The 24,856-nt window shown below is 69.6% G+C and carries 21 protein-coding genes and 1 pseudogene; 6 read left to right on the top strand and 16 right to left on the bottom strand.

Annotated elements, in window-relative coordinates:
* Positions 1–3 precede the first annotated feature (3 nt).
* The 6 genes from OG226_RS47445 to OG226_RS47420 all read right to left on the bottom strand — a co-directional run bounded on the left by OG226_RS47445 (position 4) and on the right by OG226_RS47420 (position 7,742).
* Positions 4–1,890 (bottom strand): dipeptide/oligopeptide/nickel ABC transporter permease/ATP-binding protein, encoded by a 1,887-nt coding sequence (locus tag OG226_RS47445; protein WP_329352700.1) that lies wholly within the window; start codon positions 1,888–1,890, stop codon positions 4–6.
* Complete coding sequence (locus OG226_RS47440) at positions 1,887–2,828, bottom strand: ABC transporter permease (protein WP_328685720.1); 942 nt, start codon at positions 2,826–2,828, stop codon at positions 1,887–1,889. The genes OG226_RS47445 and OG226_RS47440 overlap by 4 nt, the downstream gene beginning before the upstream one ends.
* A gap of 89 nt (positions 2,829–2,917) precedes the next feature.
* Positions 2,918–4,447 (bottom strand): ABC transporter substrate-binding protein, encoded by a 1,530-nt coding sequence (locus tag OG226_RS47435; RefSeq protein ID WP_329352699.1) that lies wholly within the window; start codon positions 4,445–4,447, stop codon positions 2,918–2,920.
* A 407-nt stretch (positions 4,448–4,854) separates the two neighbouring features.
* Positions 4,855–5,850, bottom strand: a complete 996-nt coding sequence (locus tag OG226_RS47430) for a LacI family DNA-binding transcriptional regulator (RefSeq protein WP_328685718.1) — start codon at positions 5,848–5,850, stop codon at positions 4,855–4,857.
* Between the two features lie 187 nt (positions 5,851–6,037).
* Entirely contained in the window at positions 6,038–7,075 is a 1,038-nt protein-coding gene (locus OG226_RS47425; protein ID WP_329352698.1) for a hypothetical protein, read from the bottom strand.
* Between the two features lie 208 nt (positions 7,076–7,283).
* On the bottom strand, positions 7,284–7,742 hold the full coding sequence (locus OG226_RS47420; RefSeq protein WP_328686634.1) for a DUF6194 family protein: 459 nt from the start codon (positions 7,740–7,742) through the stop codon (positions 7,284–7,286).
* Between the two features lie 47 nt (positions 7,743–7,789).
* On the opposite strand from OG226_RS47420, the gene OG226_RS47415 reads away from it, so the two are divergent.
* A complete protein-coding gene (locus OG226_RS47415; protein WP_329352697.1) occupies positions 7,790–8,659 on the top strand; it encodes a MerR family transcriptional regulator in 870 nt (289 codons plus the stop codon).
* An 81-nt stretch (positions 8,660–8,740) separates the two neighbouring features.
* A pseudogene (locus OG226_RS47410) lies at positions 8,741–9,781 on the top strand (chitinase); the annotation flags it as partial.
* 71 nt (positions 9,782–9,852) lie between these two features.
* Here OG226_RS47410 and OG226_RS47405 read toward each other — a convergent pair.
* From OG226_RS47405 to OG226_RS47395, 3 genes are all read right to left on the bottom strand, one after another.
* Positions 9,853–10,905, bottom strand: a complete 1,053-nt coding sequence (locus OG226_RS47405) for an LLM class flavin-dependent oxidoreductase (RefSeq protein WP_329352696.1) — start codon at positions 10,903–10,905, stop codon at positions 9,853–9,855.
* 28 nt (positions 10,906–10,933) lie between these two features.
* Positions 10,934–11,389, bottom strand: a complete 456-nt coding sequence (locus tag OG226_RS47400; RefSeq protein ID WP_328685714.1) for a MarR family winged helix-turn-helix transcriptional regulator — start codon at positions 11,387–11,389, stop codon at positions 10,934–10,936.
* A gap of 71 nt (positions 11,390–11,460) precedes the next feature.
* Positions 11,461–12,558, bottom strand: coding sequence for a PP2C family protein-serine/threonine phosphatase (locus tag OG226_RS47395; protein ID WP_329352695.1), 1,098 nt, complete (start codon positions 12,556–12,558; stop codon positions 11,461–11,463).
* A gap of 307 nt (positions 12,559–12,865) precedes the next feature.
* Here OG226_RS47395 and OG226_RS47390 point away from each other — a divergent pair, with 307 nt between their 5' ends.
* Positions 12,866–13,285, top strand: a complete 420-nt coding sequence (locus OG226_RS47390; RefSeq protein WP_328685712.1) for an ATP-binding protein — start codon at positions 12,866–12,868, stop codon at positions 13,283–13,285.
* Positions 13,286–13,306: 21 nt separating this feature from the next.
* Here OG226_RS47390 and OG226_RS47385 read toward each other — a convergent pair whose 3' ends face one another.
* The 3 genes from OG226_RS47385 to OG226_RS47375 form a co-directional block, all read right to left on the bottom strand.
* Positions 13,307–13,534 carry a non-oxidative hydroxyarylic acid decarboxylases subunit D gene (locus OG226_RS47385; RefSeq protein WP_329352694.1) on the bottom strand — a complete coding sequence of 76 codons (228 nt, stop codon included), beginning with the start codon at positions 13,532–13,534 and terminating at the stop codon, positions 13,307–13,309.
* A 34-nt stretch (positions 13,535–13,568) separates the two neighbouring features.
* Positions 13,569–14,993 (bottom strand): non-oxidative hydroxyarylic acid decarboxylases subunit C, encoded by a 1,425-nt coding sequence (locus tag OG226_RS47380; RefSeq protein ID WP_329352693.1) that lies wholly within the window; start codon positions 14,991–14,993, stop codon positions 13,569–13,571.
* A 70-nt stretch (positions 14,994–15,063) separates the two neighbouring features.
* A complete protein-coding gene (locus OG226_RS47375) occupies positions 15,064–15,660 on the bottom strand; it encodes a non-oxidative hydroxyarylic acid decarboxylases subunit B (RefSeq protein ID WP_329352692.1) in 597 nt (198 codons plus the stop codon).
* An 87-nt stretch (positions 15,661–15,747) separates the two neighbouring features.
* On the opposite strand from OG226_RS47375, the gene OG226_RS47370 reads away from it, so the two are divergent.
* Both OG226_RS47370 and OG226_RS47365 read left to right on the top strand, forming a co-directional pair.
* Positions 15,748–16,620 (top strand): AraC family transcriptional regulator, encoded by an 873-nt coding sequence (locus OG226_RS47370; protein WP_329352691.1) that lies wholly within the window; start codon positions 15,748–15,750, stop codon positions 16,618–16,620.
* A gap of 25 nt (positions 16,621–16,645) precedes the next feature.
* Complete coding sequence (locus OG226_RS47365) at positions 16,646–17,305, top strand: DUF402 domain-containing protein (protein WP_329352690.1); 660 nt, start codon at positions 16,646–16,648, stop codon at positions 17,303–17,305.
* Between the two features lie 80 nt (positions 17,306–17,385).
* On the opposite strand, the gene OG226_RS47360 is transcribed toward OG226_RS47365, so the two are convergent.
* On the bottom strand, positions 17,386–18,843 hold the full coding sequence (locus OG226_RS47360; protein ID WP_328685707.1) for an MFS transporter: 1,458 nt from the start codon (positions 18,841–18,843) through the stop codon (positions 17,386–17,388).
* A gap of 177 nt (positions 18,844–19,020) precedes the next feature.
* Here OG226_RS47360 and OG226_RS47355 point away from each other — a divergent pair, with 177 nt between their 5' ends.
* Positions 19,021–19,476: a MarR family winged helix-turn-helix transcriptional regulator gene (locus tag OG226_RS47355; RefSeq protein ID WP_328685706.1), complete on the top strand. Its 456-nt coding sequence runs from the start codon at positions 19,021–19,023 to the stop codon at positions 19,474–19,476.
* 59 nt (positions 19,477–19,535) lie between these two features.
* Here OG226_RS47355 and OG226_RS47350 read toward each other — a convergent pair whose 3' ends face one another.
* The 3 genes from OG226_RS47350 to OG226_RS47340 form a co-directional block, all read right to left on the bottom strand.
* Positions 19,536–20,462: a hypothetical protein gene (locus OG226_RS47350; RefSeq protein WP_328685705.1), complete on the bottom strand. Its 927-nt coding sequence runs from the start codon at positions 20,460–20,462 to the stop codon at positions 19,536–19,538.
* Between the two features lie 196 nt (positions 20,463–20,658).
* The gene (locus tag OG226_RS47345) at positions 20,659–22,137 is read right to left on the bottom strand and encodes an alpha-amylase family glycosyl hydrolase (protein ID WP_328685704.1); all 1,479 of its coding nucleotides are present in this window, start codon (positions 22,135–22,137) and stop codon (positions 20,659–20,661) included.
* The gene (locus OG226_RS47340; protein WP_328685703.1) at positions 22,134–24,854 is read right to left on the bottom strand and encodes an MGH1-like glycoside hydrolase domain-containing protein; all 2,721 of its coding nucleotides are present in this window, start codon (positions 24,852–24,854) and stop codon (positions 22,134–22,136) included. The genes OG226_RS47345 and OG226_RS47340 overlap by 4 nt, the downstream gene beginning before the upstream one ends.
* Positions 24,855–24,856 lie beyond the last annotated feature (2 nt).

The following is a 24,856-nucleotide window of genomic DNA, read 5'->3' as shown; positions in this document are numbered from 1 at the left end:
CGGTCATGCCGGACCCTCCTGACGTCCGGTGTGCGTGATGCCCGCGCCGTTCGTGACGCCTGCGGTGTCCGTGGCCCCCGCGGCGCTCGCCGACACGGTGCGGCTCGGGCTCAGCGCGGACCGCGGCTCGGCGTCCTCCAGCGTGGAGGACAGGAGCATGCGGGTGTAGGGATGCCGCGGAGCGGCGAACAACTCCGCCACGGGTGCGGACTCCACGACCGCGCCGGTCCGCATCACCGTCACGCGGTCGCAGATGTCGGCCACCACGCCGAAGTCGTGGGTCACCAGGATCACGCCCATGTTCCGCTCGCGCTGAAGGGACCGCATCAGGTCGAGCACCTCGGCCTGCACGGTCACGTCGAGGGCGGTGGTCGGCTCGTCGGCGATCAGCAGGTCCGGTTCGCAGGACACGGCGCCGGCGATGAGGACGCGCTGCGCCATACCGCCGGAGATCTGGTGCGGATAGGCGCGGAAGACCCGTTCGGGGTCGGAGATGCCGACGCGTTCCAGCAGGCCTAGGGTCTTCGCCTTCGCCTCGGCCGCGGACAGCCCGAGGTGTCGGCGTACCGGTTCGACCAGTTGGGCGCCGATGCGGAAGGAGGGGTCGAGGTTGGACATCGGTTCCTGCGGGACGTAGGCGATGCGGTGGCCGCGGTAGCGGTTCATCGCGGCGCGGCCGAGCCGTCCCAGTTCCGTGCCGTCGAACTCCAGCCGGGCGGTGGTGACTTGGGCTTCACGGGGGAGCAATCCAAGGACGGCGAAGGCGGTTTGGCTCTTGCCCGAGCCGGACTCCCCCACCAGTCCGAGGACTTCGCCCCGGTAGACCGTCAGGGAGACGCCGTCGACGACGGTCTTCTCGCCCTGGGCCGTCGGGTAGGAGACGGTCAGGCCTTCCAGGACGAGCAGGGCGTCGTCCGTCTCACCCGCCTCAACTGTGACGGGCGGTGCCTTCTTGTCCGCGGCCGGCTTACGGGTCGTAGTGCCACGCGACTTCTTCCGCCCGCCGGTCGCGCCCCCGTCCAGCGCGTCCCGCAGGGCGTTGCCCAGCAGGCCGAAGGCGGCGACGGTCACGGCGAGCGCCACTCCGGGCCAGACCATCAGGACCGGCTTCGTGTAGATGTTGCCGAAGGCGTCGTTGAGCATGGAGCCCCAGCTCGCCTGCGTCGCCGAGCCCAGGCCGAGGAATTCGAGCCCGGACTGGATGACAATGCCGAGGCCGAGCATCTGGGCGGCCTGGATGATGGTCGGCGCCTGCACGACGGGCAGGATGTGCCGGCGGATGATCCGGGCGTCCGTCAGGCCGGACACCCGTGCCGCGTCGACGTACAGCTCCTCGCGTACGGAGATCACCGAGGCGCGGATCAGCCGGAAGACGCCCGGTGACATCAGCAGGCCGAAGACCGCCATGGCGAGGTAGGTGTTCTGGCCCACCGCGGACATCACGACGAGCAGCACGATGATCGCGGGTACGGCCATCAGCAGGTTGGACACCCAACTGCTCACCGCGTCGAACCACTTGCGGTAGTACCCGGCCACCAGACCGGCGGGCACGCCGATCGCCACGGCGACGGCCACCGCGAGCAGCGCGCCGAGCAGGCTGGTCCGGCCGCCGTAGAGGAGTCGGGCCAGGACGTCACGGCCGACGCCGTCGCCGCCCAGCGGGTGGGTGCCGCTGATCGGGGCGAGGCTGTCGGTCAGTGAGGTGTGGGCCGGGTCCTGGCTGGTGAGGAGCGGTGCGAACAGGCCGGCCAGGGAGATGAGGGCGAGGAGGATCAGGCAGGTGACGGCCACCGGGTCGCGCAGCAGTCGGCGCGGGAGTCCGGCCCGTCCCCGCGCGGCTACGGCCGTGGCGACCGCGCCCGCCGGCTCTTGGGACTGGGGAAGCGTCATCCGACACGCACCTTCGGGTTGAGCCAGCCGTATGCGAGGTCCATCAGGATGTTGACCACCACGACGAGGGCGACCATGACCACGACGACGCCCATGACCACCGGGGTGTCGCCCTGCGAGCCGGCGCTGGTCGCCTGACTGCCGATCCCGTTGAGGCCGAAGACCTTCTCGACGACCACCGCGCCACCGACCAGGCCGATGAACTGCAGGGCCAGCACGGTCAGCGCGGCCGGGGCGGCGTTGCGCAGGGCGTGCCGGAACAGCAGGCTGCGCTCGCCGATGCCACGGCTGCGGAGGGTGCGTACGTAGTCGGCGCGCAGGACGTCGACCATGGAGCCGCGTACCTGTTGGGCGGTGGCGGCGATCGCTCCGACGGAGAGCGACAGCGCGGGCAGCGTGATCGACCGGAGCCAGCCGCCCGCCGAGTCCGCCAGCGGCACATAGCCGGTCGCCGGCAGCCAGCCCAGGTCGACGCCGATCACGACGGCGAACACCAGGGCGACCAGGAAGCTGGGTACGGCGAACCCCAACACCGCGAGCAGTTGCACCAGTTGGTCCAGGGCGCCCCGGCGGACCGCGGCGGCCACGCCCAGCACCGTGCTCAGAACGGCCGACACCAGGAGGGCTGCCAGCACGATCGACAGGGTGACCGGCAGTCTGTTCTCAAGCGAACTCGTCACGGACTCGCCGCTGAACCACGAGCTGCCGAGGTTGCCGTGCACCGCGTCCGCGAGCCAGTGGCCGTAGCGGACCACGAAGGGCTGGTCGAGCCCGAGTTCGGCGGACTTGGCGGTCACCTGCTGCTGGGTGGCGGTCTGCCCGACGATCTGGCGGACCGGGTCGGAGCCGGTGAGGCCCATCAGCGCGAAGGTCGTGGTCGCGATGACCAGGACCAGGACCAGCCCGGCGACGATGCGCCGGACCAAGAAAACGATCATCTGTCTCTCCACCTTGCCTCTCCCTGACCGGAGTTCATCGGCGGCCGGGCGGAAGCCGTGTCACTGCTCCCGCCCGGTCCGGCTCCCGGTCAGCCAGCGGGCTTGAAGTTGTAGATCGGCGGGACGGCGGCGAACGTCTGCGGTGTGAAGGTGACGTTCTTGGTCGTGGCGTAGGTGTTCTCCACGGAGTCCCAGGGCGCGTTCCACGCCTGGTCGACGAGGTAGGTGTTGAGCTGCTTGAACAGCGCGTCCTGGACGGCACCGGTCGCGGACTGCGCCTTGGTGATGAGGTCGGTGACCTTCGGGTCGGAGCTGTGCAGCGGGTTCCACAGCGCGCTCTTCGCGACCTCGATCTGGATGGTGTCCCAGGGTCGGAAGGAGGCCAACGTCATGTACGACAGCGGGTACTTGCCCGCGAGGAGGGCGCTGACGAACTGCGTGACCGGGATCTTGTCGACCTTGACCTTGATCCCGATGTCCTCCAACTGCTGCACCATGGCGGCCTGTTGGTCCGGGAAGACCGACGACACGTCCGGGACGGTCACCGAGAAGCCGTGCGGATAGCCGGCCTCGGCCAGCAACTGCTTGGCCTTCGCGGGGTCGTAGGAGTACGTGGAGTCGAGCGAGCTGTCGAAGGCCGAGCCGCCCGGGTTGAAGATCTGGGTCGTCGCCTTGCCCAGTCCCTGCTTCGCCGTCCTGACGATCGTGGAGCGGTCGAAGGCGTAGTTCAGGGCCTGGCGCACCCGGACGTCGCCGAGCGCCTTGACGATCTTCCCTTCGCGGTCCCAGATGTAGACGCCCTCGACGTCACCGGAGGTGTACTTGGTGACGGTCAGTCCGCTGCTCTTGGCCGGCGCGACGTTCTTGGCGCTGGCCAGCAGCGCGCCGTTGACCTGCCCGGAGCGCAGCGCGTTGAGCACGGCGGTCGGGTCGGTCAGCGGCTTGAGGACGATCTTGTCGAAGGGGAAGGCGGCCTTGTTCCAGTAGCCCTGGTTGCGCACGAAGGTGTACGTACTGCCGTCCGTGGTGGCGGACTTGTCCAGGGTGTACGGTCCCGATCCCACCGGGGTGGTCTTGATCGTGCCCGCGGCGATGGCCTTGGGGCTGGCGATCATGCCGGCCACGTTGCCGAGGTTCGGCACCAACGACGGGTCGGGGGCGGAGAGTTCGATCGCGACCGTGCTGGCGTTGACGACGTTGACGCCGGTGATGCCCTTGAGCTGGCCCGCGGCCTCGCTGGTGCCCTTCTCGGTGTGCAGCAGGTTGATCTTGACCGCCGTCGCGTCCAGCGCGGTGCCGTCGGTGAACTTCACGCCGGTGCGCAGGGTCATCGTGAGGACCGTGCGGGCCGCGTTGTACGACCACTTGGTCGCCAGGTTGGGCTTGACCTCGGCGGTCGGGGACAGCCGGAGCAGCGAGTCGTATACGGGCTGGTAGTACTGCGTGTTGTTGCCGAGACCGGCGTCGGCCAGATCCCACGGCTGGGCCGCGACCAGGGGGGCCAGGGTCAGGGTGCCGCCGGTGGCCGCCTTGCCCGAGCCGGAACCCGATCCCGAGCCGCAGGCTGCCGCGGACAACATCAGGACAGCCGATACGGCGGTCAGCGCGATTCTTCGCATGGGTGCTCCGCTGGTGAGTGGTTGACCGGACGGCATCGCGCGGCGAGCCGCCCTCAAGGGCCTCGGAGGAAGTGGGAAACCAGGTCCTGACGCGGCCTGGACCGTTCTTGGCGGTCAGCCGTTCCTGGCGGAAGGGGCTATATGTCCACCGTTTTTCGGTGGGTCCGAAATCAGCCACTGATACGTACAAGTGAAACGTATGCGTAACGTAGCCCCGCGCCTGGAGGACCACAAGGGCCGTGCAGCAGCTTTTTGGAAAGGGGGATTCCGGACGAACGGCGACGGACGGTGGAGCCATGGGGCACGGGGAGCCGGGGCCAGGGCACGCGGGGAGTCCGCGCTGTCGCGCGCCGGGAGCCGGGCCTACCCGCGGTCGGCCGAAGACGCCCTGGTCACACCGGCCTGGGTCAGGCGGACTCGCGGACGACCAGCGTCAGCGGGGTCACCTGGGGTGCCGGTGGCTGGGACTGGCCGGTCACACCGTTGACGATCATGCGGGCGATGCGGCCCACGGCGACATCGAGGTTGTTGTCGATCGTGGTCAGCGGCGGTACCGCGAACGGGGCCAACTTGTCGTTGTCGACGCCGATCACGGCCAGGTCGCCGGGGGCGGCGAGGCCGACCCGGCGCATCCCCGCGAGGAGGGCGAAGGCCGTCTCGTCGTTGTAGGCGCACACTCCCGTGACGGCGGGCACGGCCGCGTGCCACTGCTCGGCCGCGGCGGCCGCCGCCGAGATGTCGAGGGGCACGTCCAGCACGACCGGCGGCTCAAGTCCGCGCTCGGCGCAGGCGGTACGGGCGCCGTCGAGCCGCAGGTCCAGGAAGTCCCGGAGCCGGGCGTCCCCGGGGGCCGCGTAGCCGATGCGCGTGTGTCCCGTCGCCGCGAGCCGCTCGACCTGCATCGCGCCGATCAGGGTCTGGGGCACGGTCAGGACACCCGGGGCGACCGCGGGGCCCATCCCGGCGCTGACCACGTGGATACCGGCCGCGCGCATGCTGGCCACGTCGTCGGCGCCGACATCGAAGGCCGTCATCACGGCGGCCGGCATCAGCTCACGCCACAGCGACTTCAGCGGGGCGTGCCGCTCGCGTCGGGTGACGAGGTTCAGGCCGTGCCGCTCCAGTTCGTCGCCGAGCAGTTCGACCAGGGCGGTCAGGGTGCCGCCGACGGGAACGTCCGGAAGGAACAGCAGCACGAGATCGCTGCGGCCCAGACGCAGGGCGCGTGCGGCGGCCGAAGGTTCGTAGCCCAGCTTCTCCACCGCGTCGAGCACCTTGCGCCGGGTCCGGTCGGAGATCTTCTGGTGCGACACGTCGTTCAGCACATAGCTGACCGTGGTCTGCGAGACCCCCGCCTCCTTGGCGACGTCGGTCGCCGTCACGCGGCCGGTACTGCGCGCCATGGGAGTCTCCTGGGGAAGGTCTCGGGCAGTCCTGATCGCGGAGCGATTGCGGGGCGTCGACTGAGCGGCGAACGCTACTGAATCGTAACAGTGAGCATGCGCGATGTCCGATACTCCGGACAGCCCGGACCGTACGAATCCGGTGCGCACCGCTCGCCGGCCGACGCCTTTCCGACCGACGTCGGCCTCACCCGCTGTTGTCGATGCTCCAGGCCCACATCTTCCCCTTGGCGATGCGCTTGAGGAGCGTGTTGAAGTCGGCCTTGACGGCTTCCGGGGTCTTCTCCGGCGGGAACAGGGGCTTGATGGGCCGGCGTTCCAAGGGCAGGTCCTGGGAGAGGCGGGCCTTGTAGGCGTTGTACACCGCGGCGATGTCCTTGCGGATCGTCTCGCCCTCGCTGTTGCCCAGGAGCGGCATACCGCGCTTACGGTCGTCGTTCGTCGCGGCGATCGACGCCACGTCCATGAGGAAGCAGTCGATCAGGTCGGTGACGTCCTGCTCCCGGGCGCCTTCCTCCTTGTTGCGCACGTCCCGGAGCAGCAGGTCCGCCATCTCCAGGGTGACGTCACGGTAGACGGTGTACCGCGGGCTTCCGGGGATGACGCCGAGCACGTGGTCGGCCTGCTGGGCGGTGTCGGAGTTCATCGACGCGACTCCGTCGGGAACCTCCTTCCCCTCAAGGCCCGGCACCGGGTACGGCATGCCCCGGAAGTTCTCCTCCTCCTCGCTCATGTTGGGGGCGGCCTGGGCCATCGGATGCATGCCGAACTCATGGCACAGCATGCCCACGATGTAGCCGATGTCGTAGTTCTCCAGGTAGTACGAGGCCAGCGTGACGAAGACGCCCTCGGCCCCCTTGTCGACCACGTTGGCCGGCGCCTCCGTCGTCCGCTTCTCCAGCGTGATCCGGCAACTCCGGTCGCCGAGAAAGGACTTGACCTTGCTGTTGGAGGAGAGAAGCTCCAGGACCCGCGTGGCCTTCCCCTGCGATTCCGGGTACTTGAGCGACACGTTGGTGAACGAGATGTTCCCGTGCGACAACTTGTTCCGCTGAACCACCGCCCGCTGCACGGTCGAACCGGGCTCGCCCGCCCTTCCGGCCCAGGAGTGGCCCCCTTGGCCGAGCATCCGTACGACCCCGGCGTTGCCCGCCTTGCCCTGGAGCGACAGCAACTCGTGCGAAGGCGTGACGGTGTTGACAGGGCTGACTGCGGGGGCGTTCACCGAGGTACGCCGGGCTCCGGCGCCCTTCGGTCGGACTTCATCTCGGGCGTGCACGTGCTCACTTCCTGGCCGGCCTGACATCGTGATCACCGTTGTGTAACCGCAGGCCGGATGCTCCCACCAGGTCTTCCGGGGCAATGATTCGCGCCGCGGATCCACTACAACTGCCCGTTGGGGCAGAGAGGTTCAAGGGGTGCTCCAGGAGTGTTCAGGGGATACGCCGCGCGAATCCGGCACGGGCGTCGGCATGTGCGCCCCGCAACAACTCCACGACCAACTCCCCCGTCTTCACACCGGGGTTGACGACGCAGATCCAGCCGAGCGCCCCGTACACCGGGTGCGGCAGCACGGTGTCGGTGGCCGCGAAATCGTGGGACCGATCGAGGCTGTGCGGCTGCTCCTCCCCCGTGAGTTCGCGGAACGCCGCCCGGCCGACGTGGACGTTCACGCGCCAACGCCCCGGAGGGTCGAGGTCGGACGCGGTGTCGTCGGGGTAGTCCTTGGTGACGACGGTGGCGTACGGCTGGACGTGCCGCGGGAGTTGGCCGTCGGGGGCGTAGTAGAAGAAGGCGTCTCCCCATGCGAGTTCGGGAAACGCGCTGCCTGGTTCCGGTACGAGCACGAGCGCGCCGGTGAGGTCTCGTACGGTCGCGATGATCTGTTCCATACTCATGGTTCAAGCATGACCTTCAAGTGCTCATGTGGGGTTGGGCGATGGGTGAGCCGACGAGTGGTCCGCGACAGGAGACGCTCAGGACCGCCGATGTCGCGCGCGAGTCGGGATACTCGGTACAACAGGTGCGCGACCTGGAGCGGCTGGGCGTCATCCCTCCGGCGGCCCGGTCGAGCAACGGATACCGTTCCTACGCACCGCTGCACGTCCACGCACTTCGCGCCTATCGAGGCATCGCGGGTGCTGTAGGGCCGGTCGTGGCAAGGAAGTTGCTCGCGGAACTGCGCACGAGGACGATCGCTGAGGCGGCCTCGGCGATCAACGAGGTCCATGTGCGGCTCGCGCACGAGCGCGAGGAGGCTCTGCGTGCCCAACGGGCGTTGCGAGCGATCCAAGCCGAGGCGGACACACCGGAGTTCGAGCAGGCCTCCGAGCAGGACAGCGACGCGATGACGATCACCGAACTCTCCAGAGCACTCGGCGTGCGCCCCTCGACCCTGCGCTTCTGGGAACAGGAAGGACTCGTCACCCCCGAGCGCGTCACCTCCCTCCAGGCACGCCGCTACGACCTCTCCGCCATCAGGACGGCACGCATCGTCGCGGCCCTCCGCAGTACCGGTTACGGCATTCCGGCGGTGCGCGAGATCGTGGGTTCCCTGCGTCAGCTCGACGGCGCGGAAGAGGCCCAGCGTGTCCTGCGCGCACGTCTCGACGGGATCGCGCTACGGACCGTAGGACTGCTCCGGGCGGGAACGGACCTGTCAGCCGTCGTCACCGACCCGCGCTGCGTCCGAACCAATGGGTTTGCCGAACCGTTGAAAAGCGGCTTGGCGCGTGACACTCCCAGCTCCCAGGTCACCCCTCGCCGAATTCCCGCGCCGACACGGTCAGTTCACGGTCAAGAACCTTGACAGGTGATTGGTCTAGTCCAAATATGGTCGCTGTTCGTCCCGGTCAGGGGCGGCTTCTCTCCTCTCAGCATGGGAGCGTCAATGAGACGACCTGGGCCTCTTCGCGCGTCGCTGTCCTGCGCGGCCGTAACCGCCTTGTCCGCGGGGCTTGTCGGGCTCGGCGGGGGTGGCGCGAGTGCGACGCACCGCGTGCCGCCCATGCCCGACCATGTCGCGGCGCCGTACTTCGAGGCGTGGACCGGTGAGAGCCCGGCGGCGCTGGCCGCCGCGTCCGGGAACAAGTACCTGACGATGGCCTTCCTGCAGACCGAGGCGGCCGGTTCGTGCTCGGCGTACTGGAACGGCCTGCCCGCTCAGCCGATCGCGAAGTCCACCTTCGGCAAGGACATCGCGACGATCCAGGCGCGCGGCGGCAACGTCATCCCGTCCTTCGGCGGCTACGCGGCGGACACCACCAACACCGAACTGGCCGACAGCTGCACCGACGTCGACGCCATCGCGAAGGTCTACGAGAGCCTGGTCACGACCTACGGCGTGAGCCGGATCGACCTCGACATCGAGGCCGACTCCATCAACAACACGGCCGGTATCGACCGCCGCAACAAGGCGATCGCGAAGGTGCAGCACTGGGCCCAACGCACCGGCCGCAGCGTGGAGTTCTCCTACACGCTGCCCACGACCACCACCGGTCTCGCGCCCAACGGCGTCGCCCTGCTGCAGAACGCGGTCGACAACGGCGCGCGCGTGGACGTCGTCAACATCATGACGTTCGACTACTACGACGGCGCCACCCACGACATGGCGGAGGACACCAAGACCGCCGCGACCGGCCTGCACTCCCAACTCGCCGCGCTCTACCCGAAGAAGAACCCGGCGAAGCTGTGGAAGACGATCGGCGTCACCGAGATGCCCGGCATCGACGACTTCGGCCCGGCGGAGACCTTCACCACGCAGAACGCGGTCACGGTGAAGAAGTGGGCCGTCGCCCGGGGCATCAACACGCTCTCGTTCTGGGCACTTCAGCGCGACAACGGGAATTGTGTGGGCACCGGGGGCGCCAACAACTGCTCCGGGATCGCCCAGGACACCTGGTACTTCAGCCACACCTTCAAGTCGTTCACGCGCGACTTCGGCTACCACCACTAGCGGCTCGGCGGACTGCGTGTCGCCGCCTCCCCCGAGGCGGCGTCGCGTCAGTCCTGCATCATCTCGCGCACCAGCGGCGCGACCTTCGTGCCGTAGAGCTCGATGTTGGTCATGAGGGTGTCGTGGGGCATTCCGGTGATCCCGTACTTCAGGTTGAAGCGGGTCGCGTCCAGGGTCTTGAGGGTGCCGGAGATCTTGCGGGCCACGGTCTCGGGCGATCCGACGTGCAGGGCGCCGCCGGGGCCGACGTCCCGCATGAGGCTCTCGCGGGTCGGGGTGCGGAAGCCGCGCTCCCGCGCCACGCTCGCGATCAGCTGCTGGAAGGCCGGCACGAACTCCTCCACCGCCTGTTCGTCGGTGGCCGCGACATGGCCGGGCGCGTGCACGCCGATGGGCCGCGCGGGGTGCCCGAACTCCGCCAGCGCCCGCCGGAAGAGCTCGGAGAACGGGGCGAAGCGGGCCACGTCCCCGCCGATGATCGCCAGCATCAGGGAGAACCCGTACTGGGCGGTGCGGATCACCGACTGGGGGCTGCCGCCGACGCCGATCCAGGTGGGGATCGAGCCCGTCTCGCTGTGCGGGTAGACGGAGACTCCGTCGAGGGCGGCACGCGTAGTGCCGGACCAGGTGACGGGCTTCTCCTTGAGGAGTTCGGCGAAGAGGGCGACCTTCTCCTCGAACAGCTCCTCGTAGTCGTTCAGGTCGTAGCCGAAGAGCGGGAAGGACTCGGTGCTCGACCCTCTGCCGAGGATGACCTCGGCGCGGCCCGCGGAGACGGCGTCGAGGGTGGCGTAGCGCTGGAAGACGCGGACCGGGTCGTCCGAACTGATCACCGTCACGGCCGAGTTGAGGCGGATCCGCTCGGTGCGCGCGGCGATGGCCGCGAGGACGACGTCGGCGGCCGACAGAGGCATCGACTCGGTGTGGTGCTCGCCGATGCCGAAGTGGTCGACGCCGGCCCGGTCGGCGAGGACACCTTCCTCGACGAGACGGCGGATGGCCTGGCCGTGGGTCAGCGGCGTGCCGTCGGCGTCGTTCGTGACGTCACCGAACGTGTCCAGGCCGAGGGTGATGGCGAAGGGGGTGGTCGGGGCGGTCATCTCGTACTCCTTGGTTCCGCTCGGTGGGTCAGGTGGCGATACGGCGCATCACGCCGAGGAGCCGGGTCAGGTCGTCGGCGTCGACGTGGTCGAGGACATGGCGCCGGACGCTGGACAGATGGGCGGGCCATGCCTCCTGGAGGCGGGCGAGGCCCTGGTCGGTGAGGACGGCGTTCCAGCCCCGGGCGTCCTCGGCGCACCGCTCGCGTCCGACCAGCCCCTGGGTCTCCAGACGGGTGACGACGCGGGTCATGCCGCTCAGCGAGAGGCTGCAGACGGAGGCCAGCTCGCTCATGCGCATACGCCGGTCCGTCGCCTCCGACAGATGCATGAGGGTCGTGTACTCGGACAGCGGCAGGCGCTGCTCCCGCACCATGTCGGCGTCGACGGCCCGGGGCAGCACGAGCATCACCCGCGCGAGTTCACGCACCAGCTCCTCCTCGTGCGGACTCATGGGGCGCAGTGGCTGCTCGGGCGTGGTCATGCCACCAGTTTACTTGATTGACGAAACAAGCAAATGAGCCGATCACTGTCGCCGCCCAGGACCTCCCGGGTTCACCGGAGGGGTGACGCGTCCTCCGTCGTGGACGCATGGCCGTGGTAGCGCAGCAGGAGCATCGCCGCGTCGTCGTGGAGCGGTCCGGCCGTGTGCCGGACCAGGTCCTCGCGCAGGGAGTCCAGGGCGCTCTGCGCGTCGGGCTCCTTCAGCAGGTGCGCCCGCTCGCCCAGCGGATAGAAGGTGCCGCGGCCGTCGCGGGCCTCGGTGACGCCGTCGGTGTACAGCAGCAGTTGCTCACCCGGCGCGAAGCGCACGGAGAACGGCTTCGGGCTCTCGCTGCCCTGCGCACCGCCCAGGCCGAGCGGCGGGGCGTAGGAGGGCGGTGCGGGGAAGTCGGCGGTGCCGTCGCGGCGGACGACCATCGCAGGCGGGTGGCCGTAGTTGAGGAAGAGCACCTCGTGGTCCGTGCCGATCTCGGCGAGGACGGCGGTCACGAACTTCTCGTCGGACAGCACGCGGGAGACGCTGCGTTCCAGGCGCTCGCCGAGTCCGACGAGGTCGGGTTCGTCGTGCGCGGCCTCGCGGAACGCGCCGAGCACCACGGCGGCCGTCTCCACGGCGGCCAGCCCCTTGCCCTGTACGTCGCCGACGATCACCCGCACGCCGTGCGGCGAGGCGACCACCTCGTACAGGTCGCCGCCGATGCGCGCTTCCGCGACGGCCGAGGTGTACGACACCGCCGCCTGGAGGGGTCCCGCGGTCAGGGGCACGGGCCGAAGGAGAACTCGCTGCGCGACCTCCGCGATGGAGCGCACGCTGGCGAGTTCGGCCTCGCGGCGGCCTCGCATCACGGCGGCGGCGATGCCCGCGCCGGTCACGCCCACCACCGACACCATCGCCAGGAAGCCCCGGCGTTCCTGGAACAGGCCGTCGTAGAGACCGAGTCCGACGCACAGGGCGAGGGCCGCCGCGCCGAACCACGCGGTACGGCGCCAGCCGCCGACGAGCCCGGCGAAGGCCGGGCCGAGGGAGGCCAGTGGCAGGAAGCCGAGTCCGGGGCCCGTGACGACGTCCCCGACCGCCACCACCGCCATCACCGCGGCGGGCAGCCAGGTCAGCACGGAAAGACTGCGCTGCGGCTTCGCTGCGGCCATGGTCCACTCCAAGGGCGTCGCGGCTTTCGGGAGCCGCCTTCCGCAGGGGCCCCTCCCCCACCTTTGGACATCGACAGGTTGCCAGGCAATCCCCTCGACGTGCCCGGCGCTTTACCCAATTGAGTCCGAGAACGGACATTTCCTGATCGACGAAAACCAGTCGGCAACCATCTGTCGCCGCCTGGTTGCCGATCACGGACTCAGGGCAAGTGAACTGTGTAGGACCGGCCGCGCAAGATCTGCGGCGGCCCCGGTGCGGTGGCGCCGCGGGGATACCGGGTTGTCCTAGGAGGGGAAGTGATTCGCCATGCGTACGCATCGGCGTACCCATAGGCGTTCCGTACGCGTGGAGTACCTGCTGCCCGACGAGGCCGCGTCGGCGGGTCAGGCACGGAAGCTGACCTCGGAGTTCCTCGCGCGTTCCCGCCATCAACTGGCACGGGTGGACGCGGAGCAGATCGACGACGCGACCCTGATCGTGTCCGAACTCGTCGCCAACGCGACCGAGCACGGCCGCGGCGAGTGCCGGCTGCGCCTCCAACTGTCCGACGAGCGCGTCACGGTCGAGGTCTACGACGACAACCCGGCCCCGCCCCGCGTGCGGCCGATGACGGCCGAGGGCGAGAGCGGACGCGGCCTGGCCATGGTCCGCTGCCTGGCCCACCGCTTCGACGTCACCCCGCTCACCGGGGGCGGCAAGCGGGTGCGCGCGATCCTGGCCATCTGACCCGGCCTCGCGCCAAGTCGCTCAGCGGACGACCAGTGGCGGTACGACAGGCACCTCCGGCGCCGCGTCGATGTCGGCCCGCGTCATGCGGAACTCGACGGGGTACGCCTCGCGCCGGGTGCGGCGGTCGGGTTCGGTGGTGCGCCACATGTAGAGGCAGCGGGCGCATTGGAGTACGTCCCACACGCCGGGGACCGGCGAGGTGGTCACGGTGTCGACCGTGTCGTGGGCGCAGCGGGGGCAGATCATGACGGGTGACTCCTGAGGTCGGTTCCGCGGGTTCTTATCGGGCGGCGATGAGGGCGCGCAGCCGGTCGGCCCACTCCGGGGTCTCGGGCAGGTCCCGTACCGGGGTGTCGAAGTGGCCCCGGTTGTCCGGTGCGACCGGGGTCGTGGCGTCGATGATCATCTTGCTGGTGATTCCCGGGGTGTCGGCGGCCGGTGCCAGGGCCATGACCGACAGGTTGGGGACGATGATCACGTCGTCCTGGGGGTTCACCTTCGCGGACATCGCCCACATCACCTGGGGCAGGTCGAACGGGTCGACGTCCTCGTCCACGACGATGACCTGCGTGACGTAGCCGAGGCCGTGCGGGGTGGTCATCGCGCGCATGCCGACCGCCTTGGCGAAGCCGCCGTAGCGCTTCTTCGTCGAGACGATGACCGCGAGGCCGTGGGTGTACATGGCGTTGACGGCCCGCACCTCGGGGAATTCGGCGCGGAGTTGCTTGAGGAGGGGGACGCAGGTGTTGGGGCCGACGAGGTAGTCGACCTCGGTCCACGGCATGCCGAGGTAGAGGGACTCGAAGACCGGGTTCGTGCGGTAGGAGACGCGGTCGATGCGGATCGTCGGCATGCGTCGGCCGCCGGAGTAGTGGCCGGTGAACTCGCCGAAGGGCCCCTCGATCCGGCGCTTGCGGCTCTCGACCACGCCCTCGATGACGACCTCGGAACCCCAGGGGACGTCGAAGCCGGTGAGGGGCGCGGTGGCGATGGGTGCGGGGGCTCCGCGCAGGGCGCCGGCCATCTCGTACTCGGACTGGTCGTAGCCCATCGGCGTGCCGGCGACGATCGTGATGACGGGGTCGTTGCCGAGGGTGATCGCGATGGGGAGGTCTTCACCCAACTCCTCGGCTGCGTGCAGGTGTTGGGCCACGTCGTGCATGGGGACGGGCTGGAGGGCGAGGCGGTCGCGGCCGATGACCTCGATGCGGTACGTGCCGACGTTCTGCTTGCCGAAGTGCTCCGGGTCGCGCGGGTCGCGGGAGACCACGGCGGCCTTGTCGAGGTAGAAACCGCCGTCGCCGTCGTTGAGCCGGAACAGCGGGAGGACCTTGAACAGGTCGATGTCGGCGCCCTGTTGGGCGTTCTCCCGCCAGGGCGCGTCCTCGCGGCGCTCCGGTGCGACCGGGAAGGCGTCCCAGCGGCGGGCGAACTCCTCGACCTGCTCGCGCACGGAGGTGTCCGGGGGCAGTCCGAGGGCGAGGGCGTGGTTGCGCCAGGAACCGTGGACGTTCATCGCGATACGGGCATCCGTGAAGCCCTTGACGTTGTCGAAGTAGAGGGCGGGAGCGCCTTCGCCGATGCGTCCGGCCGCGTTGGCGGCGGCGGCCAAGTCCGGTTCGGGAAGGACCTGTTCGGTGATCCGCAGCAGCTGGTTCTCCTTGTCGAGGGTGTCCAGGAAGCCGCGGAGGTCGTCGTAGGGCATGAGGGCTCCGTACGTGAAGGGGCGTGTGGCGCAGGGGTTTTGGGGTGCCTCGGGTGTCTCTGGTGGTGTGTCAGGCGGCGGGGTGGACGCGTGCGTCGCGGGCGGGTCGCATGCCTTCCCAGCGCTTGGCGGCGGGGGCGGGCAGGTCGAGCTGGTCGAGGACGCGGGAGGTGATGTGGGTGACGATGTCGTCGACCGTGGCCGGGTGGTTGTAGAAGGCGGGCATCGGCGGCACGATGCGGACGCCCTTGCGCGCGAGGTCGAGCATGTTCTCCAGGTGGATCTCGCTCAGGGGTGTCTCGCGGGGCACGAGGACCAGCGGACGCCGTTCCTTGAGGATCACGTCGGCGGCCCGTCCGATCAGCCCGTCGGCGTAGCCGGTGCGGATGCCGGCCAGGGTCTTCATGGAGCAGGGCACGATGACCATGCCGTCGGTGCGGAACGACCCGGAGGCGATGATGGCCCCCTGGTCCTCGGGGCTGTGGACGACGTCGGCCAGCTCGGCGACCTCACGGGCGGTGCGTCCCGTCTCCAGCTCGACGGTGGTCCGGGCCCAGCGGCTCAGGACGAGATGGGTCTCCACCTCGGGCAGCTCGGCGAGCTGCTCCAGCAGTCGGACACCGAGGACGGCCCCGGTCGCTCCGGTCATCCCCACGATCAGTCGCACGTCGCCAGCTCCTTGCCCAGTCCGGTCTCTGCGCTTTCGACCGTAGGAGCGGTTCGCTGCCCGGCAGGGGTAGGCTCGGGACTCACCATGGGAAAAAACGGTCAGTATCGGCCCGAGATCGCGGACGTGTCGTACCGTCCGTCACTCAGTGCGCCCATCGGTATGGACGTCGTGGGATTCACCGAGCTGCTGGCGCGCGGTGAGCGTCGGGGCATCGACCTGTCGGCGCCGCAGCGGCCGGACTTCCACCACCTGATCCACGTCACCGAGGGCACGCTGCGCCACCGGGTGGACTTCACGGACTGCGCGGTGGAGGAGGGCGGCTGGCTGTGGGTGAGCTCGGGGCAGGTGCACCAGTACGTCCCCGCCGACCTGACGACGACCCGGGGCACGATCGTCATCTGGCAGCCCGGCTTCGTCCTGGCCGATCCGCCCTTCGACCAGTCACCCCTGCTCCCGACGGGCCCGCACGCGCGAGCGGCACGCCTGACACTCCGTCATCTGACGCACGAATACACCGACTTGGCCTCACTGCCCCTCGACGCGCACCTCCAGACACTGCGCACGCTCCTCTCCGTCCTCCTGCTCCGCCTCTCGCACGTCCGCCCGGACCCGGTGTCGTCCGCACCGCCCGACGACACGTTCCGCCGCTACAGCGCCGCCGTGGCACGGGACTTCCGCACCAGTCACCAAGTCGCGGACTACGCCGCCGCGTTGGGCTACAGCCCGCGCACCCTCACCCGGGCGACTCTCGCGGCGACCGGCACGACCGCGAAGCGGTACCTCGACGCCCGCGTCCTCCTGGAGGCCAAGCGCCTCCTCGTCCACACCGATGCCACGGCGGCGGACGTCTCCCGCACGCTCGGCTTCGGCGAGCCGACCGACTTCGCGAAGTTCTTCCGCAAGCGGGAGGGTCGTACGCCGTTGGAGTTCCGGGCGGTGGCACGCGGGCAGACATGAGTCAGCCGAGCGTCCGGAGGTACGCATGCAGGAGTTCCAGCCGGGTCGGACCGCCGTACGGCGTGATGTGTTCCGCCGGAAGGTGTGGAGCGCTCAGGCGTCGCGGGTCGTCGAGGACACCGCCGAGGCGCTGGTCCTGGGGTGCCGGCCGGGCGCCGAGTTGTTGGCCCCGACGACCTGGATCGAGTGGCTCCTCACCGGCGACGAGACCGCCCGCCTGCGCGCCCTGCCGACCCTCGCCGCAGGCGACTGGCAGCTCGGCCCGTGGTCCTGGCGGGACACGGCCCTGCTCCAATGGGTGCCGCCCGACACGTGGTTCAGCGTCAACGCGTTCTTCGATGCCACGGGTGACGGCCAACTCACCCACTGGTACGTCAACTTCCAGCATCCGATGCGCCGCACGTCCATCGGCTTCGACACCTTCGACCTGCTGCTGGACCTGGTGGTGGCGCCCGACCTGTCGCGCTGGGACTGGAAGGACGAGGACGAGTACGCCCACGGCCGCCGGTTGGGAGTGGTGAGCGAGGCAGATCACCGGGCGGTGGAGAAGGCTCGCGGGGAGGCGGTCGCGATGATCGAGAGGGGTGCCGGACCGTTCGCCGCGGAACGGGGGTTGGGGACGTGGCGCTACGAATCTCAGTGGCCCGACCCTCAACTGCCCACCGGGGTAATGGACTTGGGCTAGTCAGCACCGCCGCGCCGGAGGAGCGATCCCTCGGTCCTCCGGCGCCGGGCAGCACCCCCCGTACGTTCAGCCCACCGAGGTCAGGACTCGACCCCCGCGTCCTCCAGCTCGCTGACCGCCTCGGCCTTCTCCTCGCTCGGGGCGGCTGCGCGTACCGCCGGGATGGCAGCCGCGACCAGGGCCGCCAGCAGGGCGACGCTGCCGCCGATGATGAGGCCCGTGCGGAAGCCGCCCTCGGAGGTGAAGGTGTAACCGCCTGCCGTGGTGGTCATCTGGGCGAGGACCACGCCGATCACCGCGGCGCCGATCGAGGTGCCGAGGGAGCGCATCAGGGTGTTGAAGCCGTTCGCCGCGGCGGTCTCGGAGAGGGGGACCGAGCTCATGATGAGGGCGGGCATCGCGCCGTAGGCGAGGCCGACTCCGCTGTTGATGACGATGCAGACGACCATGAGGCCCCAGGCGGAGCTCATCAGGCCCATCGACAGGGCGTAGCCGGCGGTGATGACGAGCACGCCGCTGATCAGGGTGAACTTCGGGCCGCGGACGTTGGTGAGCTTTCCGCCGAGCGGGGAGACGATCATCATCATGATGCCGCCGGGTGCCATCCAGAGGCCGGACGCGAGCATCGACTGCCCCAGGCCGTAGCCGGTGGCCTCGGGGAACTGGAGCAGCTGCGGGACGACCAGCATGCTGGAGTACATGCCGACACCGACGAAGACCGAGGCGATGTTGGTGATCAGGACCCGGGGGCGGGCCGTCGTACGGAGGTCGATCAGCGGGTCGCTGGTGCGCAGTTCCCATACGCCCCAGGCCAGGAAGGCCACGAGCGCGACGGCGAACAGGCCAAGGACGGTGGCCGAACCCCAGCCCCAGTCGGCGCCCTTGGAGATGCCGAGCAGCAGGCAGACCAGGCCGACGGCGAGGCCGAGGGCGCCGGGGGCGTCGAAGCGCTGGCCCTTGGCGGCGGCCGGTACGTCCGGGATCAGGAACCAGATCAGCGTGGCGACGACCACGGCGAGAGCGGCCGAACCCCAGAACAGGGCACGCCAGTTGGCGTACTGAGCGATGGCCGCGGCGATCGGCAGGCCGAGGCCGCCGCCGATGCCCATGGAGGCGCTGACCAGGGCGATGGAGGGGCTGAGGCGCTCCTGCGGTACGACGTCCCGGAGGAGGGCGATGCCGAGGGGGACCATGCCCATGCCCATGCCCTGCAGACCGCGGCCGACGATCATCGGGACGACGGACGAGGACAGCGCGCAGACCACCGAGCCGACGATCAGCGGGACGGAGCAGGCGAGCAGCATGCGGCGCTTGCCCAGCAGGTCGCCGAGGCGGCCGACGACCGGCACGCAGACCGCGGCCACCAGAAGGGTCGCCGTGATCACCCACGCGGCGTTCGAGGACGAGGTGTGCAGCATCTCCGGCAGGTCGGCGATGAGCGGCGTGACCAGCGTCTGCATGATCGCCGCGGTGGTGCCGGCGAAGGCCAGCGTGGCGATCACGCCGCCTGCGCGGGCGGAAGGCTGGGGGGCGTCCATGACGGGACTCCTCGGCATGTCTGTTCAGTCGGGACGTGAAGGAATGTGCATCGTACACATCGTATGTATCAGCCATGTGATGGGGATGATGCATACCGTCGTGCGAGGATGGGCCGGGCCGCCCCGGAGCGCAGGACACGGCGGCGGCACCGGCTGGAAGCAGGAGGCGGCGGACCGATGGACAGGCGCACGCGCGAGGTCGAGTACGAGCAGATGCTTCTCAGCCGGCACGGGCTGCTCGCGCAGAAGGGCGGGCGCCGCAAGGACGGCGTGCTGGAGCGCAGCGCCTACATCCTGCTGAGCCGGATCCGCGTCCAAGGGCCCATGTCCATCGGCGAGTTGAGCGACGCCTTCGGTCTCGACACGTCCACCCTCAACCGGCAGACGGCGGCCGCCATGCGCTCCGGACTGGTCGAGCGCATCCCCGACCCGCAGGGCGGCATGGCCCGCAAGTTCCGCATCACGGACCAGGGCGCGCGGATGCTCGACGAGGAACGCGAGGGTCTCGTCCAGTCCCTGGACCAGATCATGGACGCCTGGTCGGACGAGGACATCGACGCCTTCGCGGCCTTTCTACGACGCTTCAACACCGACATCGAACGGCTCGGCGGGCGTCCCTGGCCACGGCCGTGAGCCCCGCCCCGTGACAACTCACGGAGCGGGGCGGTCAGTTCACGCCGGGCCTGCCTGTGTCAGGAGGAACGGCGGGCGCGGCCGGCCGCGTAGACCCCGCCGGCGCCCAGGGCGATCACCAGGGCCGCGCCACCGGCTATGAGGCCGACCGGCGCGTTGGAACCGGTCTCCGCCAGCGGCTGGTTGCCGCCGTTCGGCGTCGCCTTCGGACTGGGCGAGGGCGACGACTTCAGCGGCGGCACGTGCGCGGACGTGGGAGGCGTCGTCGACGGCTTGGGGCTGGGCGGCGGGGTCGACTCCTCGGCGGGAGGCGTGCTGCCGGCCGGGGTCGACGGCGTCGCGGGCGGCGCCGAGGCGGGCTGCGTCGGCGTCGGGGTGGGCGAGTCCGGGGTGCTCGGGGTGCACTCCTTGTCGCCGCCGTTCCAGGCCGCGATGAGGTGGTACGGGGTCATGATGTTGTCCGGCTCGTACGGCAGGGGGCCGTGGCCCTCGCCCGTACCGCCGTCGTAGGTGACGTCGTCGCCGTACAGGTCGATCTGGCCGTAGCAGTCAGGTGACTTGACCTTCAGCTGCTGCCAGGTGCGCTGGGCGTCGCTCGCGCCGGCGACGTCCTTGGAGGTGAGGTAGACCGTGGCCTTGTCGACCATGGTCTGGTGGCCGGAGGTGTACCAGTTGGGGCCCTCGGCGGTGTACTCGGCGAGCGAGACGGGGTACTTGCAGCTGTCCCCGACGCTCTGGTCGGGAGCCAGCCGGACCTCGACGGTGCCGGGGATGGTGTCCCACTGGAGGAACCCGCCCTGCGAGGTCCAGTCGGCGCCGACAACGTTTCCATCAGCGCCGACGATGCGGTACTGCACGGTGGCGGACTGGCACGCGTCGGCGTCGGTGGCGCTCGCCGGGCCGGCCGCGAGCACGGGCGCGGCGGCGGCGATGAACGCGGTGGCCGCGAGGGCGGACAGGGATCGGAGGTGGTGCGAACGTGACAAAGTGGGCCTCGACGATGGTAAAAGGTGTGGGAGGTGGCAGAACGAGCGGCGGGCGCACGGAAGGAAATGATCGGGGGCGTGCGCGACCGGACCGCTCGCAGATGCTCCGCTCAGCCAGAGCACAGCGAAGCAAGCTGAATTCTTGTCACCTTTCACAACTCCCGTCAATCCTTCACCAGTTGGCCACAGGTCAAGATCAGGGCATCACCGCGAGTAGATGCCAGCGCATCCCCTCCAACTCGACATAGAGGCCGGGGTCGACCAGTTCGTCGCCGTCCCGATCAAAGGTCATGTCGGTGAGCAGCTCTGCGAGTTGGTGGGAGCCGCCGCGGAGGTCGGCCCACGGAACGCGGACCCGGCCCTGCGCGGGCTGTTCGGAGAGGTTGACGACGACGAGGTGGCGGCTGGAATCCGTTGTCCAGGACCAGGCGATCAGGTTCTCGTGGGTGGGGTTGTCCGGCCAGCCCGTGCAGTCCAGCAACTGCCACTCCCCTCCCGTACGCATGCCTGAGGAGGCGACGACGGCGAGCAACTGGTGGTGGAACGCGTGGAGTTCCTTGTCTACTGGCTCCTCCGGCCGACGGGAGAGGAAGACCGGCGGGCGTACCCGTCGCCCCTCGAACTGGCCCTCGTGCCAGAGCGTCGCGCCGGGCAGGGTGGCGATGGTGACGGCCGCCGCCCGTTCCCGCTCGGGTGACAGAGTGGCGGCGGCACGGGGTTCGTCGTGGTTCTCCAGGAAGCGGACCAGACCGCGCTGGTAGCGGACGTCGGCCTGCAGATGACCGTGCACGGAATCGGCGCCCTCGTGCAGCAGCCGGTCGTAGAGCCGTTTGTCGTAGCAGTGGTCGAATCCCTGTTGCCGCAGGGCCCATTCGAGGTCCCAGTACGCCTCGGCGACGAAGAGGAAGTCGGGGTGGCGCTCGCGGACCTTGGGGATCGTGTACGGCCAGAAGTCCTCGGCCGGTGCGGTGCCGGCCCGTTCGCCCCAGGTCTTCGTGAACACGTCGGTCATCAGCAGCATGGCCATGTCGCAGCGGACGCCGTCGGCCTGGTCGGCGATCGAGGCGAGGATGTCGACGGCAGCCGTGCGCAACTCCTCGCTGAAGGCGTTGAGTTGGACGACGTCCGGCCAGGGCGCGAAGTACGGGTCGCGGCCCCGGGCGAAGACCTTGCCGCCGGCTTCCAGGAAGGCGGCGGGGTCGCGGGACAGGTCGTCCTGGGTGCCCTGGACGAGGCAGTCGGGGCGTTCGGTCAGCCACGGATGGTCGGGGGCGACGTGGTTCGGGACGTAGTCGAGGATCAACCGGACGCCTCGGGCGGCCAGTTGGGCGCGGGCCGCCGCCAGCCCCTCCGGGCCGCCGAGGGACGCGTCCACGACATAGCTGCGGACGCAGTACGGCGATCCGGCGACGTCCTCCGGGCGGAGGTCGGGCAGCGCGGCCCGGAACGACGCCTGGAGCGAGGCGTCGCGCAGCGCGATCTCCAGTCCGGCCGGGCTGCGTTCCCACACGCCCATCAGCCAGACGGCGTCCACACCCGGGAGGGCGACCTCGTCCCAGGCGGGCGCGGGCACCTCGCCGAGGGTGACGGTGCGGCCGTAGCGGGTGCTCAACTCCCCCAGCCAGATCAGGGTGTTGATCTCGTAGATCACCGGGTGCTCGGGCCAGGCGGTCATGACAGGGGCTCCTCTCGGTCGCCGGTCGGGCGCAGGCTCTCGCGGCCCCGGGCCGACCACTCCTCGCCGCCCAGGGTGTGGAAGAGGGTGGCGGTGACCGCGGACAGGCCGGTCCAGCCGGTCTGGTGGGAGGCGCCGAGACCGGCGCCGTTGTCGCCGTGGAAGTACTCGTAGAAGAGGATCAGGTCCTTCCAGTGCGGGTCCTTCGCGAATTTGGCCTGGGCGCCGTGCACCGGCCGGTGTCCGTCGGCGTCGCTCAGGAAGGTGGCGGTGAGCCGGTCGGAGATCTCGCGGGCGACCTCGTAGAGCGTGAGTTGTCGGCCGGATCCGGTGGGGCACTCGACGGTGAAGTCGGCGCCGTGGAAGGCGTGCAGGTTGAGCAGCGCGCGGATCAGCAGCAGGTTGACCGGGAACCACACGGGGCCACGCCAGTTCGAGTTGCCGCCGAACATCCCGGAGTCGGACTCGGCGGGCAGATAGCCGACGCCGTACGACTCCCCGTGCACCTCGAAGGTGTAGGGGTGCTCGGCGTGATGGCGGGAGAGGGAGCGGATGCCGTGCGGGCCGAGGAACTCGCCCTCGTCGAGCATCCGGGACAGGATGCGCCGGAGTCGGTCCTCGCCGAACAGGGCGAAGAGGTAGCGGCCGTCGGCGTTCGGGCCCAGCGCCTCGTGCGAGGAGATGGTGGCTTCGACGGCGGGGTGGCGGTCGATGAACTCCCTTGCCCCGGCGACCAGTTCGGGGAAGCGCTGGTCCGCCCAGCCGCCGACCAGGCTGGTGGCCGCGAGCGGGATCAGTCCGACGAGGGAGCGGACCTTGAGCCGGGTCGCCGTGCCGTCGGGCAGCCGCAGCACGTCGTAGAAGAAGCCGTCCTCCTCGTCCCACAGGCTCGCGTTGTCGGCGCCGATGCGGTTCATGGCGACGGCGATCCACGCGAAGTGCTCGAAGAGGGACTGTGCCTGCTCGATGTAGACGGGGTTGTCGACGGCCAGCTCTATGGCGATCTCAAGGAGGTTCTGGCAGTAGAGCGCCATCCACGCGGTGCCGTCGGCCTGGTCGAGGTGGCCGCCGGTGGGGAGCGGCGCGCTGCGGTCGAAGACGCCGATGTTGTCGAGGCCGAGGAAGCCGCCCTGGAAGACGTTGTTGCCGTCGGTGTCCTTGCGGTTGAGCCACCAGCTGAAGTTCTTCATCAGCTTCTGGAAGGCGTTCTCCAGGAAGGCGCGGTCGGCCTTGCCGGTGCGGTGTTTCTCCAACTCGTAGAGGAACAGGGTGGCCCAGGCGTGCACGGGCGGGTTGACGTCGCCGAAGTTCCATTCGTACGCCGGGATCTGGCCGTTGGGATGGAGGTAGAGGCGACGCAGCAGCAGGTCCAACTGGCCCTTGGCGAAGGTGAGATCGACCATCGACAGGGCGACGGTGTGGAAGGCGAGGTCCCAGGCCGCGAACCACGGGTACTCCCAGGTGTCCGGCATCGACATGATCTCGTCGTTGACCATGTGGTACCAGTTGCTGTTCCGCACCCGGGGGTCGGAGGCGAGCGGGTCGACGCCGTGCTCGGACAGCCAGCGCTCGACGTCGAGGTAGTAGTACTGCTTGCTCCACAGCATGCCGGCCAACGCCTGCCGGACCAGCCGCCGTTCGTCGACCGACGCGTCGGCGGAGGTGATGCCGTCGTAGAACTCGTCGGCCTCCGCCCGCCGTTGGGTCATGACGGTGTCGAAGTCGCCGGTCCAGTCGGGCAGTTCGGTGGCGGTGAGGCGCAGGCGGACGGTGGCGCTCTGACCGGCCGGGATGGTCAGCACGTGGTGGACGGCGGCCTTGGTGCCGGTCCGTTCGGGGTTCACGGCTCCGGTCTCGCCGCCGACGACGTAGCGGTCGATGCCGTCCTTGACATACGGGGAGGAGTTCGAACTCCCGAAGATCTTCTCGTTGTTGGTGTCGTTCTCGGTGAACAGGGTCTCCGCGTCCGCGTCGCGGTACAGCCAGCGCGGTCCCAACTCCTCGTGGTCGGCACGGAGCGGGCCGCCGGGTTCCTGGTGGATGGACGGTACGGCGGTGCCGCCGGCCCAGGACCAGGTGTGCCGGAACCACAGGGTCGGCAGCAGGTGCAGCGGGGCTTCGTCGGGGCCGCGGTTGTGCGCGGTGATCTCGATCAGCAGGTCGTCGGGGCCCGCCTTGGCGTACTCGACGAACACGTCGAAGTAGCGGTCCTCGTCGAAGATGCCGGTGTCGAGGAGTTCGTACTCGAAGTCGCCTCGCCCCCGGGCCTGGTTGGTGGCCTTGAGGTCCTCGTACGGGAACTCCGACTGCGGGTATTTGTAGAGGTACTTCATGTAGGAGTGCGTGGGCGTGCTGTCGAGGTAGAAGTAGTACTCCTTGACGTCCTCGCCGTGGTTTCCCTCGGAGTTGGTGAGGCCGAACATCCGTTCCTTGAGGATCGGGTCGCGGCCGTTCCACACCGCGAGCGCAAAGCACAACCGCTGTTTGTCGTCGCTGACGCCCGCGATGCCGTCCTCGCCCCAGCGGTAGGCGCGGGAGCGGGCCTGGTCGTGGGTGAAGTACGACCAGGCGTCACCGGTGTGGCTGTAGTCCTCCCGTACGGTCCCCCACTGGCGCTCGCTCAGATAGGGGCCCCAACGGCGCCAGGGCACCCCGGAATCGTCGGCCTCGGCCAGCCGTCGCCGTTCGGCATCCGGCGTGTCACCGCTCGTCCCCATCG

It is taken from the genome of Streptomyces sp. NBC_01261, from assembly GCF_036226385.1.
Lineage (GTDB): Bacteria > Actinomycetota > Actinomycetes > Streptomycetales > Streptomycetaceae > Streptomyces.
This window is presented reverse-complemented; position numbering and strand designations above follow the sequence as displayed.